General features: G+C 70.1%; 19 protein-coding genes. 11 read left to right on the plus strand and 8 right to left on the minus strand.

From position 1 onward, the window contains the following. From VFL28_08350 to cutA, 4 genes are all read right to left on the minus strand, one after another. Positions 1-461: (2Fe-2S)-binding protein (locus VFL28_08350; GenBank protein ID HET7264666.1), on the minus strand; the 461-nt coding region annotated here is incomplete at its 3' end. After that, positions 461-1,363, minus strand: a complete 903-nt coding sequence (locus tag VFL28_08355) for a xanthine dehydrogenase family protein subunit M (protein HET7264667.1) — start codon at positions 1,361-1,363, stop codon at positions 461-463. The genes VFL28_08355 and VFL28_08350, both read right to left, overlap by 1 nt. Next, positions 1,360-1,836, minus strand: a complete 477-nt coding sequence (locus VFL28_08360; GenBank protein HET7264668.1) for a carbon monoxide dehydrogenase subunit G — start codon at positions 1,834-1,836, stop codon at positions 1,360-1,362. The genes VFL28_08355 and VFL28_08360 overlap by 4 nt, the downstream gene beginning before the upstream one ends. After that, the gene (cutA, locus tag VFL28_08365; protein HET7264669.1) at positions 1,833-4,166 is read right to left on the minus strand and encodes an aerobic carbon-monoxide dehydrogenase large subunit; all 2,334 of its coding nucleotides are present in this window, start codon (positions 4,164-4,166) and stop codon (positions 1,833-1,835) included. The genes VFL28_08360 and cutA overlap by 4 nt, the downstream gene beginning before the upstream one ends. A gap of 78 nt (positions 4,167-4,244) precedes the next feature. On the opposite strand from cutA, the gene VFL28_08370 reads away from it, so the two are divergent. Continuing rightward, complete coding sequence (locus VFL28_08370; GenBank protein ID HET7264670.1) at positions 4,245-4,541, plus strand: GIY-YIG nuclease family protein; 297 nt, start codon at positions 4,245-4,247, stop codon at positions 4,539-4,541. Further along, positions 4,538-4,834 carry a hypothetical protein gene (locus VFL28_08375; GenBank protein ID HET7264671.1) on the plus strand — a complete coding sequence of 99 codons (297 nt, stop codon included), beginning with the start codon at positions 4,538-4,540 and terminating at the stop codon, positions 4,832-4,834. Before VFL28_08370 ends, VFL28_08375 begins: the two co-directional genes overlap by 4 nt. A 152-nt stretch (positions 4,835-4,986) precedes the next feature. Here VFL28_08375 and VFL28_08380 read toward each other — a convergent pair whose 3' ends face one another. Together VFL28_08380 and VFL28_08385 are read right to left on the minus strand one after the other, a co-directional pair. After that, positions 4,987-5,232, minus strand: coding sequence for a glutaredoxin family protein (locus VFL28_08380; GenBank protein ID HET7264672.1), 246 nt, complete (start codon positions 5,230-5,232; stop codon positions 4,987-4,989). A 101-nt stretch (positions 5,233-5,333) separates the two neighbouring features. Next, a complete protein-coding gene (locus VFL28_08385) occupies positions 5,334-5,738 on the minus strand; it encodes a DUF302 domain-containing protein (GenBank protein ID HET7264673.1) in 405 nt (134 codons plus the stop codon). Positions 5,739-5,961: 223 nt separating this feature from the next. On the opposite strand from VFL28_08385, the gene VFL28_08390 reads away from it, so the two are divergent. From VFL28_08390 to VFL28_08410, 5 genes are all read left to right on the plus strand, one after another. Continuing rightward, positions 5,962-6,936: a MoxR family ATPase gene (locus VFL28_08390; GenBank protein ID HET7264674.1), complete on the plus strand. Its 975-nt coding sequence runs from the start codon at positions 5,962-5,964 to the stop codon at positions 6,934-6,936. Positions 6,937-6,991: 55 nt separating this feature from the next. Continuing rightward, positions 6,992-8,209 (plus strand): VWA domain-containing protein, encoded by a 1,218-nt coding sequence (locus VFL28_08395; protein ID HET7264675.1) that lies wholly within the window; start codon positions 6,992-6,994, stop codon positions 8,207-8,209. Further along, positions 8,206-9,315, plus strand: a complete 1,110-nt coding sequence (locus VFL28_08400; protein ID HET7264676.1) for an XdhC family protein — start codon at positions 8,206-8,208, stop codon at positions 9,313-9,315. The genes VFL28_08395 and VFL28_08400 overlap by 4 nt, the downstream gene beginning before the upstream one ends. A 1-nt stretch (position 9,316) precedes the next feature. Continuing rightward, complete coding sequence (locus VFL28_08405; GenBank protein HET7264677.1) at positions 9,317-9,904, plus strand: nucleotidyltransferase family protein; 588 nt, start codon at positions 9,317-9,319, stop codon at positions 9,902-9,904. A gap of 223 nt (positions 9,905-10,127) precedes the next feature. Further along, the gene (locus VFL28_08410; GenBank protein HET7264678.1) at positions 10,128-11,240 is read left to right on the plus strand and encodes an LLM class flavin-dependent oxidoreductase; all 1,113 of its coding nucleotides are present in this window, start codon (positions 10,128-10,130) and stop codon (positions 11,238-11,240) included. 47 nt (positions 11,241-11,287) lie between these two features. On the opposite strand, the gene VFL28_08415 is transcribed toward VFL28_08410, so the two are convergent. Together VFL28_08415 and mobB are read right to left on the minus strand one after the other, a co-directional pair. Beyond that, complete coding sequence (locus tag VFL28_08415; protein HET7264679.1) at positions 11,288-11,422, minus strand: hypothetical protein; 135 nt, start codon at positions 11,420-11,422, stop codon at positions 11,288-11,290. A gap of 328 nt (positions 11,423-11,750) precedes the next feature. Next, positions 11,751-13,553 carry a molybdopterin-guanine dinucleotide biosynthesis protein B gene (gene mobB / locus VFL28_08420; GenBank protein ID HET7264680.1) on the minus strand — a complete coding sequence of 601 codons (1,803 nt, stop codon included), beginning with the start codon at positions 13,551-13,553 and terminating at the stop codon, positions 11,751-11,753. 247 nt (positions 13,554-13,800) lie between these two features. Here mobB and fdnG point away from each other — a divergent pair, with 247 nt between their 5' ends. Genes fdnG through nrfD form a run of 4 tightly spaced genes read left to right on the plus strand, consistent with a single transcriptional unit; the run spans position 13,801 to position 19,453 of the window. Continuing rightward, on the plus strand, positions 13,801-16,875 hold the full coding sequence (gene fdnG, locus VFL28_08425; GenBank protein HET7264681.1) for a formate dehydrogenase-N subunit alpha: 3,075 nt from the start codon (positions 13,801-13,803) through the stop codon (positions 16,873-16,875). Further along, complete coding sequence (fdhE, locus tag VFL28_08430) at positions 16,872-17,768, plus strand: formate dehydrogenase accessory protein FdhE (GenBank protein HET7264682.1); 897 nt, start codon at positions 16,872-16,874, stop codon at positions 17,766-17,768. Before fdnG ends, fdhE begins: the two co-directional genes overlap by 4 nt. A 3-nt stretch (positions 17,769-17,771) precedes the next feature. After that, on the plus strand, positions 17,772-18,596 hold the full coding sequence (locus VFL28_08435; GenBank protein HET7264683.1) for a 4Fe-4S dicluster domain-containing protein: 825 nt from the start codon (positions 17,772-17,774) through the stop codon (positions 18,594-18,596). Further along, complete coding sequence (nrfD, locus tag VFL28_08440) at positions 18,596-19,453, plus strand: NrfD/PsrC family molybdoenzyme membrane anchor subunit (GenBank protein HET7264684.1); 858 nt, start codon at positions 18,596-18,598, stop codon at positions 19,451-19,453. The genes VFL28_08435 and nrfD overlap by 1 nt, the downstream gene beginning before the upstream one ends. Positions 19,454-19,458 lie beyond the last annotated feature (5 nt).

Raw genomic sequence — 19,458 nt, forward strand, 5'->3', positions numbered from 1 at the left:
TTGACAATGTTCTGATAGCCGGTGCAGCGGCAGAGATTGCCGGACAGCCCCTCGCGGATCTCGCGCTCGGACGGATGCGGGTTGTCGCGCAGAAAGGCGACCGACGTCATCAGGAAGCCCGGTGTGCAGAAACCACACTGCAGCCCGTGATGCTCCCAAAACGCCTGCTGGATCGGATGGAGGGTGTCCCCGTCGGCCAGCCCTTCGACCGTCCGCAGCTTGGCGCCGTCGGCCTGCACCGCGAACAGCAGGCACGATCGCACCGCTTCGCCGTTCATGAGGATGGTGCACGCGCCGCACACGCCGTGCTCGCAGCCGAGGTGCGTGCCGGTGAGGCCGCAGTCTTCACGGATGAAGTCCGCGAGCGTCTTGCGCGGCTCGACGCGCCCGCGGTAGGCGCGGCCGTTCACCGTCACCGTCACGTCGCGCGGCGCGCCCGCGCCGTTGGCCCGGGGTGCCATCACGCCACCGTCCGCCGGCCGCTCGCGCCGTCGCCGGAGGAGGCGGCACGGCCGAGCGCCTCGCGCAGCGCGCGGACGGTCAGCACGCCGGCGACGTGGCGCCGGTAGTCGGCGGACGCGTGCAGGTCCCCGTCCGGCTCGATCGCTCCGCGCACCGCGTCCGCGGCGCGCCGCCACAACTCCTCAGACGGCGCGGACCCGGTCAAGAGGCGTTCCGCCGCCCCGGCCCGGACCGGCACCGGCCCGACGCCGGTCAGCCCGATGCGGGCATCGGCGATCATCCCGCGGCGCAGCGCGAGCATCACCCCGACGCCGGCGAGCGCGAAGTCGCCGTGGCGGCGCGCGATCTCCATCCACGACCAGCCCGCGCCGCGCGGCGTCGCCGGGATCCGCACTTCGGTCAGCACTTCGCGCGCGTCGACGGCCGTCGTGAGGTATGTGACGAACAACTCGTCCGCACGGATCGTCCGCGTACCTTTCGGGCCCCGCGCCGTCACCTCGCCGCCGAGCGCGACGAGGACCGCGGGGATCTCCGCGGCGGGATCCGCGTGCGCGATGCTGCCCCCGATCGTGCCGCGGTTGCGGATCTGCGGGTGGCCCACCCAGCCGAGTGCGTCGCGCAGCAGCGGGCAGCGCGCCGCGACGAGCGCCGACCGCTCCGCCGCGCGCTGGCGGACCATCGCCCCGATCTTCAAGACGCCGCGCGCCTCGCCGAGCCGGTCGAGCCCGCGCACCCGGTTGAGGTCCACGATCACCTTGGGGCGCGCGAGGCGCATGTTCATGAGCGGCACGAGGCTCTGCCCGCCGGCGAGGATCTTTGCGTCGTCCCCGTGCACGGCGAGCAGCCGCACCGCCTCGTCGACCGACCGGGGCGCGTGGTACTCGAACGCGGCCGGCTTCATTCGCCGCCCTGTCCCGGGACGTCGGGGCCGGCGGCGGCGCCGCTGAACTGTTGCTCCAGACACTTGAAGAACTGGCCGATCAGCATCTTGCCCACACCGCTCAACATTCGCTGGCCGACGCCGGCGATCAGGCCGCCGATTTGGATGTCGCCGGTCCACCGCAGCAGCGTCTCATTGCCCTGCGCCTCGAGGTCGACGGTGCCTTCGCCCTTCATGAAGCCCGCTCCGCCGGAACCCTCGAGCACGATCTTGTAGTGCCTGGGCGGCTGCTTGTCGGTGATCGAGAGCGTCCCGGCGTAGGTGCCCTTCACCGCGGCGATGCCGACCGTCAGTGTGGCCTGATACCGGTCGGGGCCGGCCGGCTTGAGCTCCTTCAGGCCGGGAGTGCAGCGGCGCAGCGCCTCCGGATCGTTGATGGTCTTCCACACCGTCTCCACCGGCGCGGGCAGTGTGTTGGTGCCGTCGAGTTTCATGGCGACCTCCGTGCATCGGTGATGACCTGAACCAGTCGGCTCGGGTTGAGCGGCATCGCGGTGATGCGGACGCCGAGCGGCGCGAGCGCGTCGTCGAGCGCCTGCGCCAGCACCGCCGGCACCGGAATCACCCCGGCCTCGCCCGCGCCCTTCACACCGAGCGGGTTGAGCGGCGAGGGCGTCTCGAGGTGGTCGACCTCGATCGGCGGCAGATCCGCCGCCGTCGGCAAGAGGTAGTCCATAAACGTCGTGCTGAGCGGCTGCGCCTGCTCGTCGTAGACGAGCTGCTCCCAGAACGCCCCGCCGAGGCCCTGCGCCACGCCGCCGTGGATCTGGCCTTCGAGCACCGTCGGGTTGATCACCCGGCCGCAGTCATGCACGACGACGTATTTGTGGAATCGCAGGGCGCCCGTGTCCGGGTCCACCTCGACGATACAGGCGTGGACGCCGTTCGCGAAGGTGCCCTGCGGCGGGGCGAAATAGCGGATCGCTTCCAGGCCCGGCCCGTCCCACTCCGCCGGCATCGCGAACCGGAGCGGATTCGCGGCGAGGGCCACCTCGCCGAGCGGAATCGAGCGGGCCGGTACCCCGCGCACGAACGCGGCGCCGTGTGCGAGCTCGATCTCCGCGGCCGGGGCTTCCAGGATGCCGGCCGCGACGAGCTGCGCCTTTTCGCGCACGGCCTTGGCCGCAAGCGCGACGGCGTTCCCGGCGACCGTCGCGGCGCGGCTGGCGAACGTTCCGGTGCCCCAGCCGAACAGCCCCGTGTCGCCGGTGTGCACGATCACGTGCTTCGGCTCCACGCCGAGCGCGTCGGCGGCGAGCTGGGCGAAAGACGTCGCGTGGCCCTGGCCCTGGGTGCCGACGCCGGTCGCCACGGCGACGCGGCCCGACGGCTCGACGGTCACCCGCGCGCCCTCGTAGGGCCCGATGCCGGTCCCTTCCACGTAGCAGCCGATCCCGAGCCCGGCGTGACGGCCTTCGGCGCGCAGCGCCCGCTGCCGCGCCGGCCAGCCGGCGTAGTCGATCATCTCGAGCGCGCGGTCGAGGCAGGCGGCGTAGTTGCCGCTATCGTAGCGCAGCGGCGCCTGATCCTGGTAGATGAGCCCGACGTCGTACGGGAAGGCGTCGGGCGGGATCAGGTTGCGGCGGCGCACCTCGGCGCGGTCGAGGCGGAGCTCGCGCGCCACGCGATCCAGGAGGCGCTCCATCACGAACACCCCATGCGGCCGCCCGGCGCCGCGGTAGGGGCTCACGCTCGTCTTGTTCGTAAACACCGCTTGAAACTCGCAGTGATAGGCGGGGAGGCGGTAGGGCCCGGGCAGCGTCGTGCTCGCGACGATCGGCACGATGAGCCCGTACGGGTTGTAGGCGCCCGCGTCGTACAGGAACACCGTCCGCACGCCCAGGATGCGGCCGTCCGCGTCGACGGCGATCTCCGCGTCGTGGATCTGCTCCCGCTCCTGGTTGGTCGCGACGAAGTGCTCGCGCCGGTCTTCGATCCACTTCACCGGCCGGCCGAGCCGCATCGCGGCCCACGGGACCAGGATTTCCTCCGGGTAGAACATCATGACCTTCGGCCCGAAGCCGCCGCCGACGTCCGGCGCGACGACGCGCACGGATTCCTGTAAGAGCCCGAACATTCGCGCAAGTCCGTTGCGGATCGGGATCGGCGCCTGCGTGCTGTCCCAGATGTCGAGCCGTCCCGCGCGGGCGTCCCACGCGGCGACGACGCCGCGCGTCTCAATCGGCGAGGCGGTGCCGCGGTCGAGCACAAGCCGCTCCCCGAACCGGTGCGGGGCGCGCGCGAACGCCGCCTCGACGTCTCCGACGCGTTGCGTGTAGCGGGCGGCGACGTTCGAGTCCATGTCTTCGTGGACGCGGGGCGCGCCCGGCGCCGCCGCCGCCTCCAGCGCGGCGACCGCGGGGAGCGGTTCGTAGTGGACGTCGATCAGGTCGAGCGCGTCTTCGGCGGCGTAGCGGCTCTCCGCGACGACGAACGCGACCGCTTCGCCGGCGTGGCGCACGACCCGCGGCGCGAGAGCATACTGCGTCTTGTGGTGTGTGAGCGCGGGATGCGGGATCAGCTTCGGCAGGGGGCCGTTCAGCGGGCCGAGGTCGGCCGCGGTGTACACCGCCAGCACGCCGGGCGCTTCCCGCGCCCGGCGCACGTCGACCCGGCGCAGCCGCGCGTGCGCGTGCGGGCTGCGCAGGACCGCGCCGTGCGCAAGCCCGGGGATCTGCACGTCGTCGACGAAGAGGCCGCGTCCGGTCAGCAGGCGGGGGTCCTCGTTGCGCGCGATGCGCGCGCCGAGATAGCGCGTACTCATGCGGCGTGCGAACGCATAGGGTAGTCTGCCCTTCGATGGCTTCGGAGGGGATTCCTATAGTGGCGCGAACTTTGCGGCGTGACTCCCGCGACGCGGCCGCGCCGCACGCACTACGTCTATCTGCTTCGCTGCGGCGACCGCACCTACTACGTTGGATGGACCCTCGACCCGGTGCGGCGCCTCGCCGCGCACCGCCGGGGCCGCGGTGCCCGCTATACGCGGGGCCGGGGCCCCATGCGGATCGTCGCGCTGTGGCGCGTGCCTACGCTGAGCGCCGCGCTGCGACTCGAGTACCGGCTCAAGCAGCTGCCGAGAGCGCTCAAGCACCGCCTCGCCGCCGGCAGTACCGCGCGCCGCAGGCATCCCGCGCGATGAGCTTCTTCGCCGTGCTTCGCGAGCCGGGGCCCGTGTGGGACCGGTCGCGGCCGATGCGCCGGCAGGACGGTTGGGACGCGCACGCGTCCTTCATGGACGCCCTCGCCGACGAGGGGTTCATCGTGCTCGGCGGGCCGGTCGGCGACGGCCTGCGGTTTCTCTTTCTCGTCAAAGCCGAGAGCGAAGCGGCGATCGAATCACGGTTCGCCGAGGATCCATGGGTGCCCGCTCAGATGCTGCGGCTTGTCCGGATCGAGGCGTGGGAGATTCTCCTCGGCCGGTCTCGCGCGTGACGCGCCGGCGGGCTTCACGAAAACGAAGCACCCGCGCATGTCGTCGCGCCGGGCCCCGCACGGCAGGGAAAAGCCGATCATGCGATCCGGCGTGGCGCGCGATGGAGCTGCCTGAGCAAGCGGCGGGCGGGCGCGACCGTCCGCGAGACGGCTCAGGCCCGCGGGAGCCGGCCGAGGGCGGCGCGCAGCGCCGGCGTGGTAACGATGCCGCTCGCGATCTCCCGTCCGTCGACCACGACGACGGGAATGCGATAGCGGTATCGCTCGAACAGGCCGGCGTTCTGTGTGATGTCGATATGTTCGATCCGGTGGGGGAATTCCGCGCGGAGACGCTCGAGAATCGCCGTCGCCTTGTCACAGAGGGAGCAGTCGGGTTTCCCGTACACCACCACGGTCATGCCGGCGGGACCAGTCTAGCAGGAACCGCGGCGGGCGTGGGCGAGCAGCCGCCTTCGACTGGCGGTTGTGGCACTCGGACTTCGCCGCGCGCGCGTCTGGCTCAGGCTTTCCCGAGCTTGTCGACCACCCGATGCAGCCGCGCCGACGCTTCTTCGGCGATCGGCCGCAGCGCTTCGTTCCCGACCATTCCCAGCGCCGGCATCGGATCCATCACGGACACGACGGAGCCGCCGGACTCTTCGTACACGATCACGTTGCACGGCAGGACGAGCCCGATCTCGCGTTCTACCTGGAGGGCGCGGTGCGCCAGCGGGGGATTGCAGGCGCCGAGGATGACGTACCGGCGAAACTCCGCGCCGAGCTTTTCCTTCAGCGTCCTCTGGACGTCGATCTCGGTCAAGACGCCGAACCCTTCTTCCTTCAGGAGTTCGATCGTCCGTGCCACCGCCTCCGGATAGGCGAGATTCACCGCCGTGCCAAATCCATAGCGCGTCTGCAGTGCCATGCCTTGCCCTCCGCAACAGTTCGGCCTGCTTGCCGCTCCGACCGCATCGTCCCCCGCGGGGTGGAGGTCCGCAATCGGTCCGGCAGCGGACCACGGATCGGGCGAAGAGCCGATGCCCGCTCGACCGCCGCCGCGGCGGCGCCGGGACGATCTTCGGGCCGTGCCACGTTATGTTATTATGAGCCGGTTGACCCGGTCGAATCTCGTCTGCGCGGAGGGCGCGGTGGCACAGGCGGTGCGGTACCCGGAGGGCTTCGGGGGCATCCCCCAGATCGTCGAGATCCTGGCGCGGCAGGGCTACATCGCCGACCGGGAACTTGCGACGTCGGTGCACCTGAGCGTGGTGCTGCACAAGCCGCTCCTCATCGAAGGCGCGGCCGGCGTCGGCAAGACCGAGGTCGCCAAGGTGATGGCCCAGGCGATCGGCACCGATCTGATCCGGCTGCAGTGCTACGAGGGCCTGGACGTCCACACCGCGCTGTACGAATGGAACTACCAGCGGCAGATGCTCCGCATCAAGCTCGAAGAGGCGACCGGCCGTCCGGTTGAAGAGAAGGAGTCGCTGATCTTCAGCGAGCCGTTTCTGCTGAAACGGCCGCTCCTGCAGGCGATCACGGCGGAGCGCGCGCCGGTCCTGCTGATCGACGAGGTCGACCGGGCGGACGAGGAGTTCGAGGCGTTTCTGCTCGAGGTGCTGTCGGACTTTCAGGTGAGCATTCCCGAGATCGGCACGATCCGCGCCCGGCAGGTCCCCTACGTCGTGCTCACGAGCAACCGCACGCGCGAGCTGAGCGACGCCCTGCGGCGCCGCTGCCTGTACCTCTGGATGGACTACCCGAACTTCGACAAAGAGCTCCGCATCGTCCACGAGCGGGTGCCGGGCATCGACGAGCGCCTTGCCCGGCAGATCTGCGGCTTCATGCAGCTGGTGCGTCACGCGCCGCTCGATAAGGTGCCGGGCGTGGCGGAGACACTCGACTGGAGCGCGGCGCTTATGGCGCTGCACCGCGACCACCTCGACCCACAGGCGATCACGGAAACCCTCGGCTGCATCTGCAAGGACCAGGAGGACCTCGTCCGCGTGAAGAGCCAGTTCCTCCGACCGATCCTCGACGCGGTGGAAACCGTGGAGGCGAGCGGCGATGGCTGGACGCCGGAGCGAGCCGCCTCGCTCGCAGCGCAGCTTCCCCAGCGCTGATCTCATGCGGCCCGCGTTGCCGCTCCCCGAAGACGGTCCGGCCGGCGGCGCCGCGGTGAGATGGACGCGGCCCGGCAGTCTCGCCGCGAACCTCACGCTGTTCGGCCGCCGGCTGCGCGCGCGCGGGCTGCTCGTGGGGCCCGCGGAAACCGGGCTCGCGCTGACCGCGCTCGAGGCGATCGATCTCGCCGACCGCGAAGCCGTCCGGCTCGCTCTCCGCACCGTCCTGTGCTCGCGGGCCGAGGATCTGCCGGCGTTCGATGAAGAGTTCGAGCGGTTCTGGCAGGCGCCGGCGTTCGGGCCGGTGATGCCGGGCCAGGACGAGGAAGGCGCCGAGACCGATCTCGCCGAGACGGCGCCCGAGAGCTCGCGCGGCGAGCTCACGGTGACGGACTGGGCGGAAGAGGGCAGTCCGTCAGAGGACGAACGGTCCGTGCCGGCCTACAGCCCTGCGGAGGTGCGCGCCTCCAAAGACTTCAGCGCGTTCTCCGCCGACGATCTCGAAGAGATCACCGAGCTGATCATGCGGATCGCCCGCCGCATCGCGATGCGTCTCTCGCGCCGGATGCGCGCGGCCCGCCGCGGGGAGCGGGTCGACCTCCGGCGCACGATCCGGCGCAGCCTGCAGTATGGCGGCGACCCGGCCGCGCTCGTCTGGCGGCGGCGGAAGATCCGCAAGGTGCGCATTGTCCTGCTCTGCGACGTCAGCGGCTCGATGGACGTCTACAGCCGTTTTCTCGTGCAGTTCGTCTACGCGCTGCAGGGCGTCGTCGGCCGCGTGGAGTCGTTCTTTTTCAGCACGTCGCTTACGCGCGTGACGGACGCCCTCGCCCACCGGGACATCCGCCAGGCGCTCGCCGAGGCATCGCGGCACGTGCCTGACTGGTCGGGCGGCACGAAAATCGGAGTATCGCTGCGGAGCTTCAACGAGCAGTACGGCGCGCTCATCGACGGGCGCACGATCGTCGTGATCGCAAGCGACGGCTGGGATACCGGCGACCTCGAGGTGTTGATCTCGGCGATGCGGGTGCTGCGCGAGCGTGCCGGCAAGGTGATCTGGCTGAATCCGCTGCTCGGCAGCCCCGGCTACGAGCCGGTCACGCAGGGGATGGCCGCGGCGCTGCCGTTCGTCGACGTCTTCGCGTCCGCGCACAATCTCGCGAGCCTGCGGGTGCTCGAACGGCATCTGCGGCGGCCGCGCGGGGCGCACGGCAGGGGATCGGTGCGCCGCGCGATCATCCGCGCGCTGGCGAGCCGGGGAGGGCTGGCATGAAGGAACTCAGGGACATCCTCGACGCGTTGGCCGAGGCGCAGGCGCGCGGTGAGCGCGCCGCGCTCGGCACGGTGATTCGGGTTCGCGGCTCGACGTACCGGCGCGAAGGGGCGCGCCTGCTGATCCGTGCCGACGGCGGCACGGTCGGCTCCGTCAGCGGCGGCTGCCTCGAAGGTGACATCGCGGAGATCGCGCGCGACGTGCTCGCGTCGGGCCGCCCGCGGCTCGCACAGTACGACCTCACCTCGGACGACGACGCGGTCTGGGGCCTCGGGCTCGGCTGCAACGGCGCGATCGACGTCCTGATCGAGCCGGTGCCGGGCGATCTGCCGGCGCGGCTCCGCCGCGCGATCGACGAGCGGCGGACGCTCGTGCTGGCCACGCTGGTCGCGGGTCCGGACGGGCTCACGCCCGGCGCCCGCGTCTATCTGCCGGAGGACGGAGCGCCGGAGGGATCGCTCGGCGATTCGGCGCTCGACACCGCGGCCGTGGCCGCGGCGCGCGCTCAACTCGACGCGCACCGCTCCACCCTGGTGGCGCTCGAGAGCTCGCGCGGGCCGGCCGACGTGTTCGTGGAGGTGCTGGTGCCGCCGCTGCCGTTGCTGATCTGCGGGGCGGGACACGACACCCTGCCGGTCGTCCGGCTGGCCCGCGAGCTGGGCTGGTGGGTGATGGTGGCCGACAGCCGGCCGGCCTTTGCGACCCGCGAGCGGTTCCCGCTCGCGGATGAGGTGGCGCTCGCCGACGACGCGGACGTACCGAAGAAGGTTCGGATCGACCGGCACACGTTTGTCGTGGTGATGACGCACAATTTCCTGCACGACCGGGCGCTGTTGCGGACCCTGCTCCAGACGCCGGCGCGGTACATCGGCCTGCTCGGTCCCCGCGCGCGCACCGACCGGCTGCTGAAAGAACTGGCGCGCGAGGGCGTCCCGGTGGAGGACGGCCAGCGTGCCCGGCTGTTCGGGCCGGTCGGCATCGACCTGGGGGCCGAGTCCCCGGAGGAGATCGCCCTCAGCATCCTCGCGGAAATCCTCGCCATTCACAACGGCCGGCGCGTCTCGTCGCTGCGCGAGCGCGGCGGCCCCATTCACGCGCGCGTTTGACGTGATCGCGGCGGTCGTCCTCGCCGCGGGCCGCGCCACACGGATGGGCGAGCCGAAGGTGCTTTTGCGCCTCGGCGGCCGGACGCTGCTTGCCCACGTGCTCGCCGCCGCGACAGCGTCGCCCTGCGACGGGGTGCTGGTGGTCGCCGGGCCGAACGCCGCCGAGGTGCGGCGGGAGGCGGAGCCGTTCGGGGCGCGCGTCGTCGAGAACCCGCGCTACGCCGAGGGGATGGCGACGTCGCTGGCGGCCGGGATCACGGCCCTCCCGCCGGACTGCGAGGCCGCGGTCATCCTGCTCGGGGATCAGCCGCGCGTCGGCGCGGCGGCGATCGGCCGCCTGATCGACGCCTACCGTACGACCGGCAAGCCGATGGTGCTGTCGCGGTACGGCGAGGTGGCCGGCGCGCCCGCGCTGTTCGGCCGAGCGCTCTTCCCGGAGGCGGCGGCGCTCACCGGCGACAGCGGGGCGCGGCGGCTCGCCGCGCGCCACCCCGGCTGGGTCACCGAAGTCCCGCTCGCCGCGGACGAGGGATGGGACGTGGACACGCCGGAAGACCTCGCCCGGCTCCGGGACGCCCTTCAGTCCTGACGCCCGCATCTTGTCCCGAGGATGCCCGGCCCGCTGCGGCGCGGCTCGGTCCCGGTGCGAACCTGGCGCAGTTCAGCCTGCTCGTTTCTGATCAGCTTTGGAATCGTCAAGGCTGACGTTCCTGTCCGGCGCCGTGGTGGCCGTCCGGATGGGGGACACTCGCGGAGGGAATCCCGCAGCCGGCTTGTGAACCATGAGCCAGGTGCTGTTCCGGAGGCCGCCGATGGGCGTTCATCTCGGATTGTTTACGATGCCGTTCCACCATCCGAGCCGGGACTACGCCGTGATTCTTGATGAGGACCGCGAAGCCGTGGCGCTCGCGGACGCGCTCGGGTTCTCCGAAGCATACGTCGGCGAGCATTTCACGTCGTGGAGCGAGCGCATCGCGGATCCGCTGATGTTCTTCTCCACGCTGGTCGATCGCGCCCGGACGATTCGCTTCGGCACCGGCGTGCTCAACCTGCCGCAGGCGCACCCGCTGATCGTCGCCGGCCGCGTCGCGCAGTTCGACCATCTCTGCCGCGGGCGCTTCGTCATGGGCATCGGCTCCGGCGGACTCGTGAGCGATCTCGAAGCGTTCTCGGTCACCGACGCGGAGGCGCGCGTCCGCATGGTCGCGGAGGCCGTCGAGATGATCCTCGCGATCTGGCGCGAAGACCCGCCCTACGATCTGCGCGGCCGCACCTGGTCGATTTCGATCAAGGACGGCATCTGGCCGGACTTTAAGGTAGGCTGGATGCCGAAGCCGTATCAGCGACCGCACCCTCCGATTGCGCTCTCGCTCGTCACGCCGAACTCCGCGAGCGCCCGGGTCGCGGGCGAGCGCGGCTGGATCCCGATCTCCGGCAACTTCTTTAACAAGCGGTATCTGCGGGGACACTGGGAACGGTATGCGGAAGGCTGCGAGGCCGCGGGCCGGCGGCCCGACCCGGCCGTCTGGCGCGTCGCGCGCTGCATACTCGTGACCGGTTCTGACGCGGAGGCGGACGAATACCTCGCCGATCCGTCAAACGGGATGTCGTACTACTATGCGTTCTTCCGGCACAGCTTCAGCCTCGGCCGAAAGGCGCTGTTCATGATCAAGCCGGATCCCACGATGCCGGACGACGCCGTGACCGTTGACGGAATCAAGCGCGCGCAGGTTATCGCCGGCGGCCCCGAGCGCGTCCTCGATCAGCTCGTAGCGCTGCGGGACGAGATCGGTCATTTCGGCACGTTGCTCATGACCGGCCACGACTGGGACAGGCCGGAGCTCTGGCGGCGCTCGATGGAGCTGCTCGCACGCGACGTGATGCCGCGCTTCAGCCGGCACGCCGAGGTGGCGGGAAGGCGCTAGAGGGCGCGGCGGATATCTAGTATTCGGCTGTTCTTAGGAACGGCGGGTCACCACTCGTCGTCGCCGGCGGGCTCCCACTCGTCTTCGTCTTCCACGATCTGGCTGCGCGGATCCTCGTCCTCGCCGAGCCAGTCCATGTCTTCGTCGTCCTCGTGCTGCGCGGTCGGAACCGGCTCGTGCATCGTCTCCGCCTCGACGGCCTGGACCTGACGGCCGGCGGCGGGGGCGGCGCCGCGCTTGGTGGTGGGAGTCGCGATTTTCGAGGCGCGGGCGCTGGAGGTCTTTCGGCCGGTCCGGGTGGACGTCCGGGCCTGACTCCGGGCCGAACTCGTCCGGGTCCGAGTCGCCGTTTTACGCCCACGTGCCGCCTTGCGGGTCATTCCTCACCTCCAAGTCGGAAATCGCGCCCACCTGCCGCTGCCTACGGATCGGCGCCCACATATTATACTGCCGAAGTCAACACAACACGGTGAGCCGATGGCCGTGCCCGGAGTCAAGCGGGAGTGTATCTTAGCCGCGCACGGCGACCGCCGACGACAATAGCGCGACGATTCTCGCGGTGACTCGGTCCAGCGTCTTCTCGAACGCGGGCTCCGACAGCACGGTGGCCGCCGGGATGGTCATCCACGGCTCCGATGCCCCGCCGTCACCCGCGACGGCACCAGGCTTCGGCCGGCCGATCAGGACGACCGGATGTCCCGCCGTGCCGAAGCCTTCGACGAGGATGACGTCCGGCGCGTCCTGCGCTCCCGCGGTGAATCCGCGGAGCAGGGAGGCGAACTGGATCTCGCCCGCGATGCGCACCGCGGTTTCTGTCGGCCCCGCGAGGGCGACGCGGACCGCGCCCGCTTCCACCATGCGCGCGCTGTCGCTCTTCTGGCGGTCGATCTGAAAACCGTGCGCCGCATGCTTGATCGCGCCGACGCGGAACCCGCGGGCGGTAAGCCGGCTGATGAGTCCCGCCGCCGCCGCGGTTTTGCCGCTTCCCGACGCCCCGACGAGGCCGATCACCAGAGGGCCCGGTGCCGCCGTGGGAATCCGGAAATACTCGCGGTCTTCAGGGCGGGTGAGACGCATCACGCCCACGCGGGCGCCCGGCGCGAGCGCCGGCGTGCCGCCGGGCAGCAGCACGAGAGCGTTTGCCGCCGCAAGCAGCGTGAGGCGCCCGAGCGATGAGTCCGCGAGCAGATGCACCGTGTGTTCGTCGCGTTCGTCGGTTCGCCCCCACAACGCGCGCAGCCGGTCCACCGGCCGAGTTGTCCCGTCGACGAGGACCATCATTTCGACCGGCCGGACGGCGAACCGCGCGCCCGCCAGCCGCCGCAGCAGCGGACGAACGAGCAGGTGGAACGCGGCGAGGCACGCGACCGGCGAGCCGGACAGCCCAATCGCCCACGTCCGCCCGGCCCGCGCCGCGAAGAACGGTCCTCCGGGCTTCAAATCGACGCGGCCGGCGTAGCGCCGCGCGCCTAGGTCCAGCCAAGTGCGGTGGACCAGATCGTAGCGGCCGACGGAAACGCCGCCCGTCGACAGCACGACGTCGTACCGGTCGCGCATCGCCGAGAACGCACGCGCGATGTCGCGCGGGCGATCCCGAAGAATTCCGCGGTACTCCACCTCGCAGCCGGCGGCGGCCAATTCGCCCGCGAGCGTGACGGTGTTGCTGTTGATGATGCAGCCCGGCGGGGGAGGCGGAGCGCCCGCGGCCAACTCGACGAGCTCACTCCCGGTGGCCACCAGCGCCACGCGGGGGCGCCGGTGAACCGAGACGTCGGCCACCCCGCAGGCGGCGAGCGCCCCGCACGCCGCCGGTGGAATGGGCTCCCCCGGGGCGGCCAGTACGTCGCCCGGCTGGATCTCCTCGCCGGGGTCGGCAACGTTCCGCTTCCTAGGCGGCTCCCGATCCAAATGCAGCGCCGCGCCCTCGGCGCGCACCGTTTCGATCGGCAGCACACGGTCGCCGCGCCGAGGAACCGGGGCGCCGGTGGTGATCGCCCACGCTTCGCCGCGCGCCGGCCCCGGCCCGGGCGGCTCTCCCATTACCGACGAGCCGGTGATGCGCAACGCGACCGGGCGGGTGTCCGAGGCATGCGCGACGTCGGCATCGTGACACACGTAGCCATCCATCGCCGCCCGCCGGATTCGCGGTACCGCCACCGGCGCGCGGAGGCGTGCCACAGGGATCCGGCCGGCCGCCCGCCAGACCGAAACAGTTTCGGGCGAAAGCGGGCGCGCCGCGGCCAGCAACCGTTCCACGACGTCCTGCAGGTCTGCGCCCGGGGCGCCCCGTGCCGCCACGGCCCGTGTTTCCACGTCGTTCCCCGGGCCTCCCCCGAACCAGGACAGTCGGCCGGCCCGCACCTCCCGGCAGAGGATGCCCGAGAGGTTTGTGGAAGTAAGCCCAAAACTTACGTCGACGTGACGGACGTTCTGATTGGGGAGAACGCCGTGCGGCTTCGGGCCCGTTCGTGGTTCCCGAAAATCGGCGTCTCCAGTTTGTCCCTTCGTGCGTCCGTCCGAGCCGTTTCGTTGCTCTGATCCTACCGAGGAGGCGCGCGCGATGACCACTGTGACCCGTCGCGATTTCTTCAAGCTGGCCGGCGCCGGCGCAGGCTCCGCGGCGATCTCGGCGCTGGGCTTCGACCTTGCCGAGGCCACGCAGGTCAAGCAGCAGCTCCACATCTCGGGCGCCACCGAGTCGCATTCCCTCTGTCCGTACTGCGCCGTCGGGTGCTCGCTGATTGCGTTCACGCAGAAGCGCGCCGACGGCAGTGTGGAGATCCTCCAGATCGAGGGCGACCCCGACAGCCCCGTGAACGAAGGCCGGCTCTGCCCGAAAGGCGCGAGCGCGATGTCGATCGCCACGTCCAGCAGCCGCGTCGAGCAGCCGCTGTACCGCGAGCCGGGTGCCGCGGCGTGGAAGCCGGTGTCGTGGGACTTCATGCTGGACCGTATCGCACGTCTCATCAAGGACTCCCGCGACCGGACCTTCGTGACCCAAGACGCGAAGGGTAACACCGTCAACCGTTGCGAAGGCATCGCCTTCGCCGGCGGCGCCGCCTTCAGCAGCGAGGAGGGTTATCTCGCCACCAAGGTGATGCGCGGCCTGGGCACCGTCTACATAGAACAACAGGCCCGATGCTGACACGGCCCCACGGTGGTCAGTCTGGCCGCCACGTTCGGACGGGGAGCGATGACGAACCATTGGAGAGACATCAAGAACGCCGATCTGATCATGATCAACGGCGCGAATCCCGCGGAGGCGCACCCGGTGGGCTTCCAGTGGTTCGTTCGCGCCAAGATGGACCCGCAGCGTGGCCCCGGCAAGGGCGGCGGGGCGAAGATCATCCACGTCGACCCGCGGTTCACGCGCACGTCCGCGCTCGCCGACACGTACCTGCGCATCCGCACCGGCACCGACGTCGCCTATTTCGGCGGCCTGATCAACTACGTGCTCCAGAACCAGCTCTTCCACGATGAGTACGTCCGGCACTACACGAACGCGTCCTGGATCGTGAAGGAGGACTACGGGTTCCACGACGGCCTCTTCTCCGGATACGATGCGGCCAAGCGCTCGTACGACATCGCCACCTGGGCGTATGACGCGGACGACAAGGGCATGGCCAAGCGCGACATGACCCTGCAGAATCCGCGCTCGGTGTTCCAGTTGATCAAGGCGCACTACTCGCGTTACACGCCGGAGATGGTGTCGTCGATCACCGGCATCCCGCAGGACGAATTCCTGAAGGTCGCCGCCATGGTCGGCGAAATGGGCCGCCCCGACAAGGTCATGACGATCGTGTACGCCGTCGGCCTCACCCATCACACGACCGGCGTGCAGTTGATCCGATCCGGCGCCGTGCTGCAACTGCTGCTCGGCAACATGGGCCGGCCGGGCGGGGGCATGAACGCGGAGCGCGGCCACGCGAACATCCAGGGCAATACCGATCACGCGATCTCCTGGGAAATCCTGCCGGGCTATCTTGCGATCCCGGGTCCCGGCGAGAAGAACTTGGACGACTACGTGAAAGAGAGGGCGCCGAAGAAATCGGATCCCAATTCCTGGAACTTCTTCGGCACCAACTACAAGAAGTTCATGGTCAGCCTGCTCAAGGCGTGGTACGGCGACGCCGCGACCAAGGCCAACGAGTACGCCTTCGACTACATCCCGAAGCCGGGCGCCAACTCGTCGTGGATCTCGATTTACGATCAGGCGCTGCGGGGCAAGATGGAGGGCGTCATCCTCAACGGGATGACCGCGACGAGCATCGGTCCCGACTCGAACCAGGTCCTGCAGGCCCTGGCCAACCTCAAGTGGCTCGTGGTGATGGACCCGCTTCCTACCACAAGTTCCGAGTTTTGGCACGGACCGGGCATGACCGCGTCCGATGTCAAGACCGAAGTCTTCATGGTCCCGGCGACGCACTGGATCGAGAAGGACGGCTCGTTCGTCAACAGCGGCCGCTGGTCGCAGTGGAAGGACCAGGTGATCCCGCCGCAGGGGCAATCGCGCCACGACCACTGGATCATGGCGGACATCTTCGCCCGGGTCAAAGCCCTCTACCAGAAGGAGGGCGGCAAGTTTCCGGACCCGGTCCTCCACCTCCAAATGAACTACAAGAATTCGATCCAGCCGGAGGCGGACGAGATCGCGCAGGAGATCAACGGCCGCGACCTCACGACGGGGAAGCGGCTCGCCACGTTCGCCGCGCTCAAAGACGACGGCACGACGAGCGCCGGCGACTGGATCTACACCGGCAGCTACCCTGAGAGCGGCAATTTGATGAAGCGCCGCGACGGCATCCAGGATCCGAAGAAGAACGACCCGACCGGCATGGGATTCTACCCGAACTGGGCGTGGAGCTGGCCGCTCAACCGGCGTGTGATGTACAACCGCGCGTCGGCGGATCTCGACGGCAAACCCTGGGATCCGAGCCGCCCGGGAATCCAGTGGGACGGGACGCGCTGGGTCGGCGACGTGCCGGACTACCCGCCGACGATGAATCCGAACGACCCGAAGGCGTGGTCGCCGTTCATCATGACCGGCGAAGGCACGGGGCGGCTGTTCAGCAACACGCCGCTCGACGGCCCGTTCCCCGAGCACTACGAGCCGGTCGAGTCGCCGGTCAAGAACCCGCTGCACCCGGGGCAGTCCGAGGACCCGGTCGCGTACTACTACGACCAGGCGGCGGGCCGCCCAAACCGGTTCGGAACGCCCGACGAGTACCCGTACGTTTGCACGACGTACCGGCTGACCGAACACGAGCACTACGTCACGCAGTGGGTCGAGCACTTGGTCCAGCTGCAGCCGGAAGCCTTCGTCGAGATCCCGGACGGGCTGGCGAAGGAGAAAGGCATCAAGAACGGCGACATGGTCCGCGTGTCGTCGAAGCGCGGCAAGGTCGAGGCGCGTGCCATGGTCACGAAGCGCCTCGGTCCGCTTCAGGTGACGGGAAAGCGGATCTGGCAGATCGGGGTGCCGATTCACTGGGGGTTCGTCGGTCTCGCCGCGGACCAGCATCCCGAGAAGTCGCAGTACTGGCTCGCCAACGTGCTGACGCCGTTCGTCGGCGACGCGACGGCGCGGACGCCCGAGTTCAAGGCGTTCCTCGTCAACTTGGAGCGCCTGGGATGAGCGTTCCGGCGGCGCTCGCCGCGCCCTGGGCCGCCCGGCGCGGGCGCGCCGACGCGCTGCGCGCGCGGTACCCGTTCGCGCGGGAGCCGCTCGCGCTCTACCGGGCGCTTCTGGACGTGCAGGAGCCGGCGTGGTCCGCGGCTCGGGTCGATGCGCCCGCCGCCGGGGATGTCCCGGCGTACGCCGCCGCGCGCGTGCTTCCCGGTATCATCGACGCGACCGCGGCGGCTGGGCCGAAGTCGCTTGCCGAGATCGTCTGCGCGCAGTTCGCCCGCGCACCGTCCGAAGGCGCGGACATGATCCGGCGGTGGCTTGCCGGCGGCGAGCAGGCGCCGGCCGAGCGCTACCTCGCCCGCGCCGCCGCCGGGCCCGTTCTCGAGGCACTCGGCGCCCGGGCGGGGGAGGCGTGCCGTGCGGCCGGCTTCGATCGGCCGCGGGACGACCGCCACTGTCCGGTGTGCGGGGGCCTCCCGCAGCTCTCGTACGTCGCGGCGCCGCCGGAGTCGCTGGCTGCCGGGCCGCGATCGCTGTTATGCTCGCGCTGCGCGAGGGTGTGGGCGTACCCGCGCCTCACCTGCGCCGCATGCGGGGAGCAGGACACGTCCAGGATGACCGTGCTGGCCGAAGAGGGCACGGACGAGCGCACGCTATCCGGCAGCACGGTGCGCGGCCTCCGCGGGCGCCCCGAGCCGGCCGCGCCCGACGCGGGCCCGCGCTTTCCCCACCTGCGCATCGACGCGTGCACGACGTGCGCCAGGTATCTCGTCTCGGTCGACCTCGGCCGCGCGCCGCGCGCCGTGCCGGTGGTCGACGAACTGGCGGCGATCCCGCTTGATCTCTACGCCGCCGATCGCGGTTTCGCCAAAGTCGTACCTAACCTGATGGGGGCGTGAGCGATGCCTGAGGCCGTCGGTTTCTTCACCGACTCGAGCGTCTGCATCGGCTGCAAAGCCTGCGAGGTCGCCTGCAAGGAGTGGAACCATCTCCCCGGCGACAAGCCGAAGTTCATGGACGGCTACGACAACACGGGAGCGCTCGACGAGCAGAACTGGCGCCACGTCCAGTTCATCGAGCGGATGGACGACCAGCCGGTCCAGACCGGCAACGGCGCCGCGTGGCTCATGCTCTCCGACGTCTGCAAGCACTGCAAGCGCGCGAGCTGCATGGAGGTCTGCCCGACCGGCGCGATCGTTCGCACCGAGTACGACACGGTCTTCATTCAGCAGGACGTCTGCAACGGGTGCCGCTACTGCATCTCGGCGTGTCCGTTCGGCGTCATCGGATTCAGCGCGAGGACCGGGACGGTCCACAAATGCACGTTCTGCTACGATCGGCTGCAGAACAGCATGACCCCGGCGTGCGCGCAAGCGTGTCCGACTCAGTCGATCCAGTTCGGACCGCTGTCCGAGATGCAGAAGCGCGCCGACGCGCGGCTCGCGGCACTGCACGACCAAGGCTACGCGCAGGCGCAGCTCTACGGCCGCGACGACAAAGTGTACGGCGGGCTCAACGCGTTCTTTCTGCTGATGGACAAACCGGAAACGTACGGGCTGCCGGACCGGCAGAACGCGGTGCTGCCGCGCCGCAACAACAAGCCCGGCTACTTCGGCGTCGTGGCGACCGCGCTCCTCGGCGCGGTTGCCGCGGTGGTCGCGTTCCGCGACCGGCGGATGAATGGGGCCCACGGCGGAAACGGCGCGGCGGAGGGGAGGACATCGTGATGGCCGAGCACTTCGTCCGGCCGCCTGAGTGGGGCTGGTACATCCTCGGGTATTTCTTTTTTGCCGGTATCACGGGCGGGCTGTACGCGCTCGGGGCGGGGCTGCGGCTGTGGGGCCGTCCCGCGGACGAAGGCGTCGCGCGCACGGCGTTCCTTTGGGCCTTTCCGATCCTCGTCGTCTGCCCGATTCTGCTTACGATCGACCTCGGGCAGCCGCTCCGCTTCTACCATATGCTGGTCGCCACAACGCCGGGGCAGGGCGGTCTCATTTTTCACTACTGGAACCCGATGTCGGTCGGCGCCTGGGCGCTGTTGATTTTCGGGATCTTTTCGTTCGTCTCGTTCGTGAGCGCGTTGGGGCGGCGGCCCGGTCCCGGCGGCGGCCGGTGGTTCGTCGCGGCCGGCGGACTTTTCGGTCTGTTTGTCGCTTCGTATACCGGCGTATTGCTCAGCGTCTCGAACCAGCCCCTCTGGAGCGACACGTGGACCCTCGGAGGCCTGTTTCTTGCCTCCAGCCTGAGCGGGGCGGCGGCGCTGCTGGCGGCGACGGCGCGCAGAGACGCGGGGTCCGCGGGCACGGACGCGCGGCTGCACGCGGCGGACGGCTACTTCGCGCTGCTCGAGCTCATCTGGATCCTTCTGCTCTTTGCAGCGCTGGCGGCGGCCGGCAGCCTTTCGATAGTGTTGCGCGTTCCGTGGATCGGACTGTGGCTGATCGTCCTTATCGGGCTGATTCCACCCCTCCTGGCGTTCGGTCGCCCGGAGCGCGCACGCGGCAGCGCGTCCGTGTTCGCGTTCGTGGTGCTGGCCGGCGAGTTGGCGCTGCGGGCGGTCATCGTCTTCAGCGCCCAGGGTTAGCCGCA

The sequence above is a fragment of the bacterium genome, assembly GCA_035691305.1.
In the GTDB taxonomy this organism is placed as follows: domain Bacteria; phylum Sysuimicrobiota; class Sysuimicrobiia; order Sysuimicrobiales; family Segetimicrobiaceae; genus DASSJF01.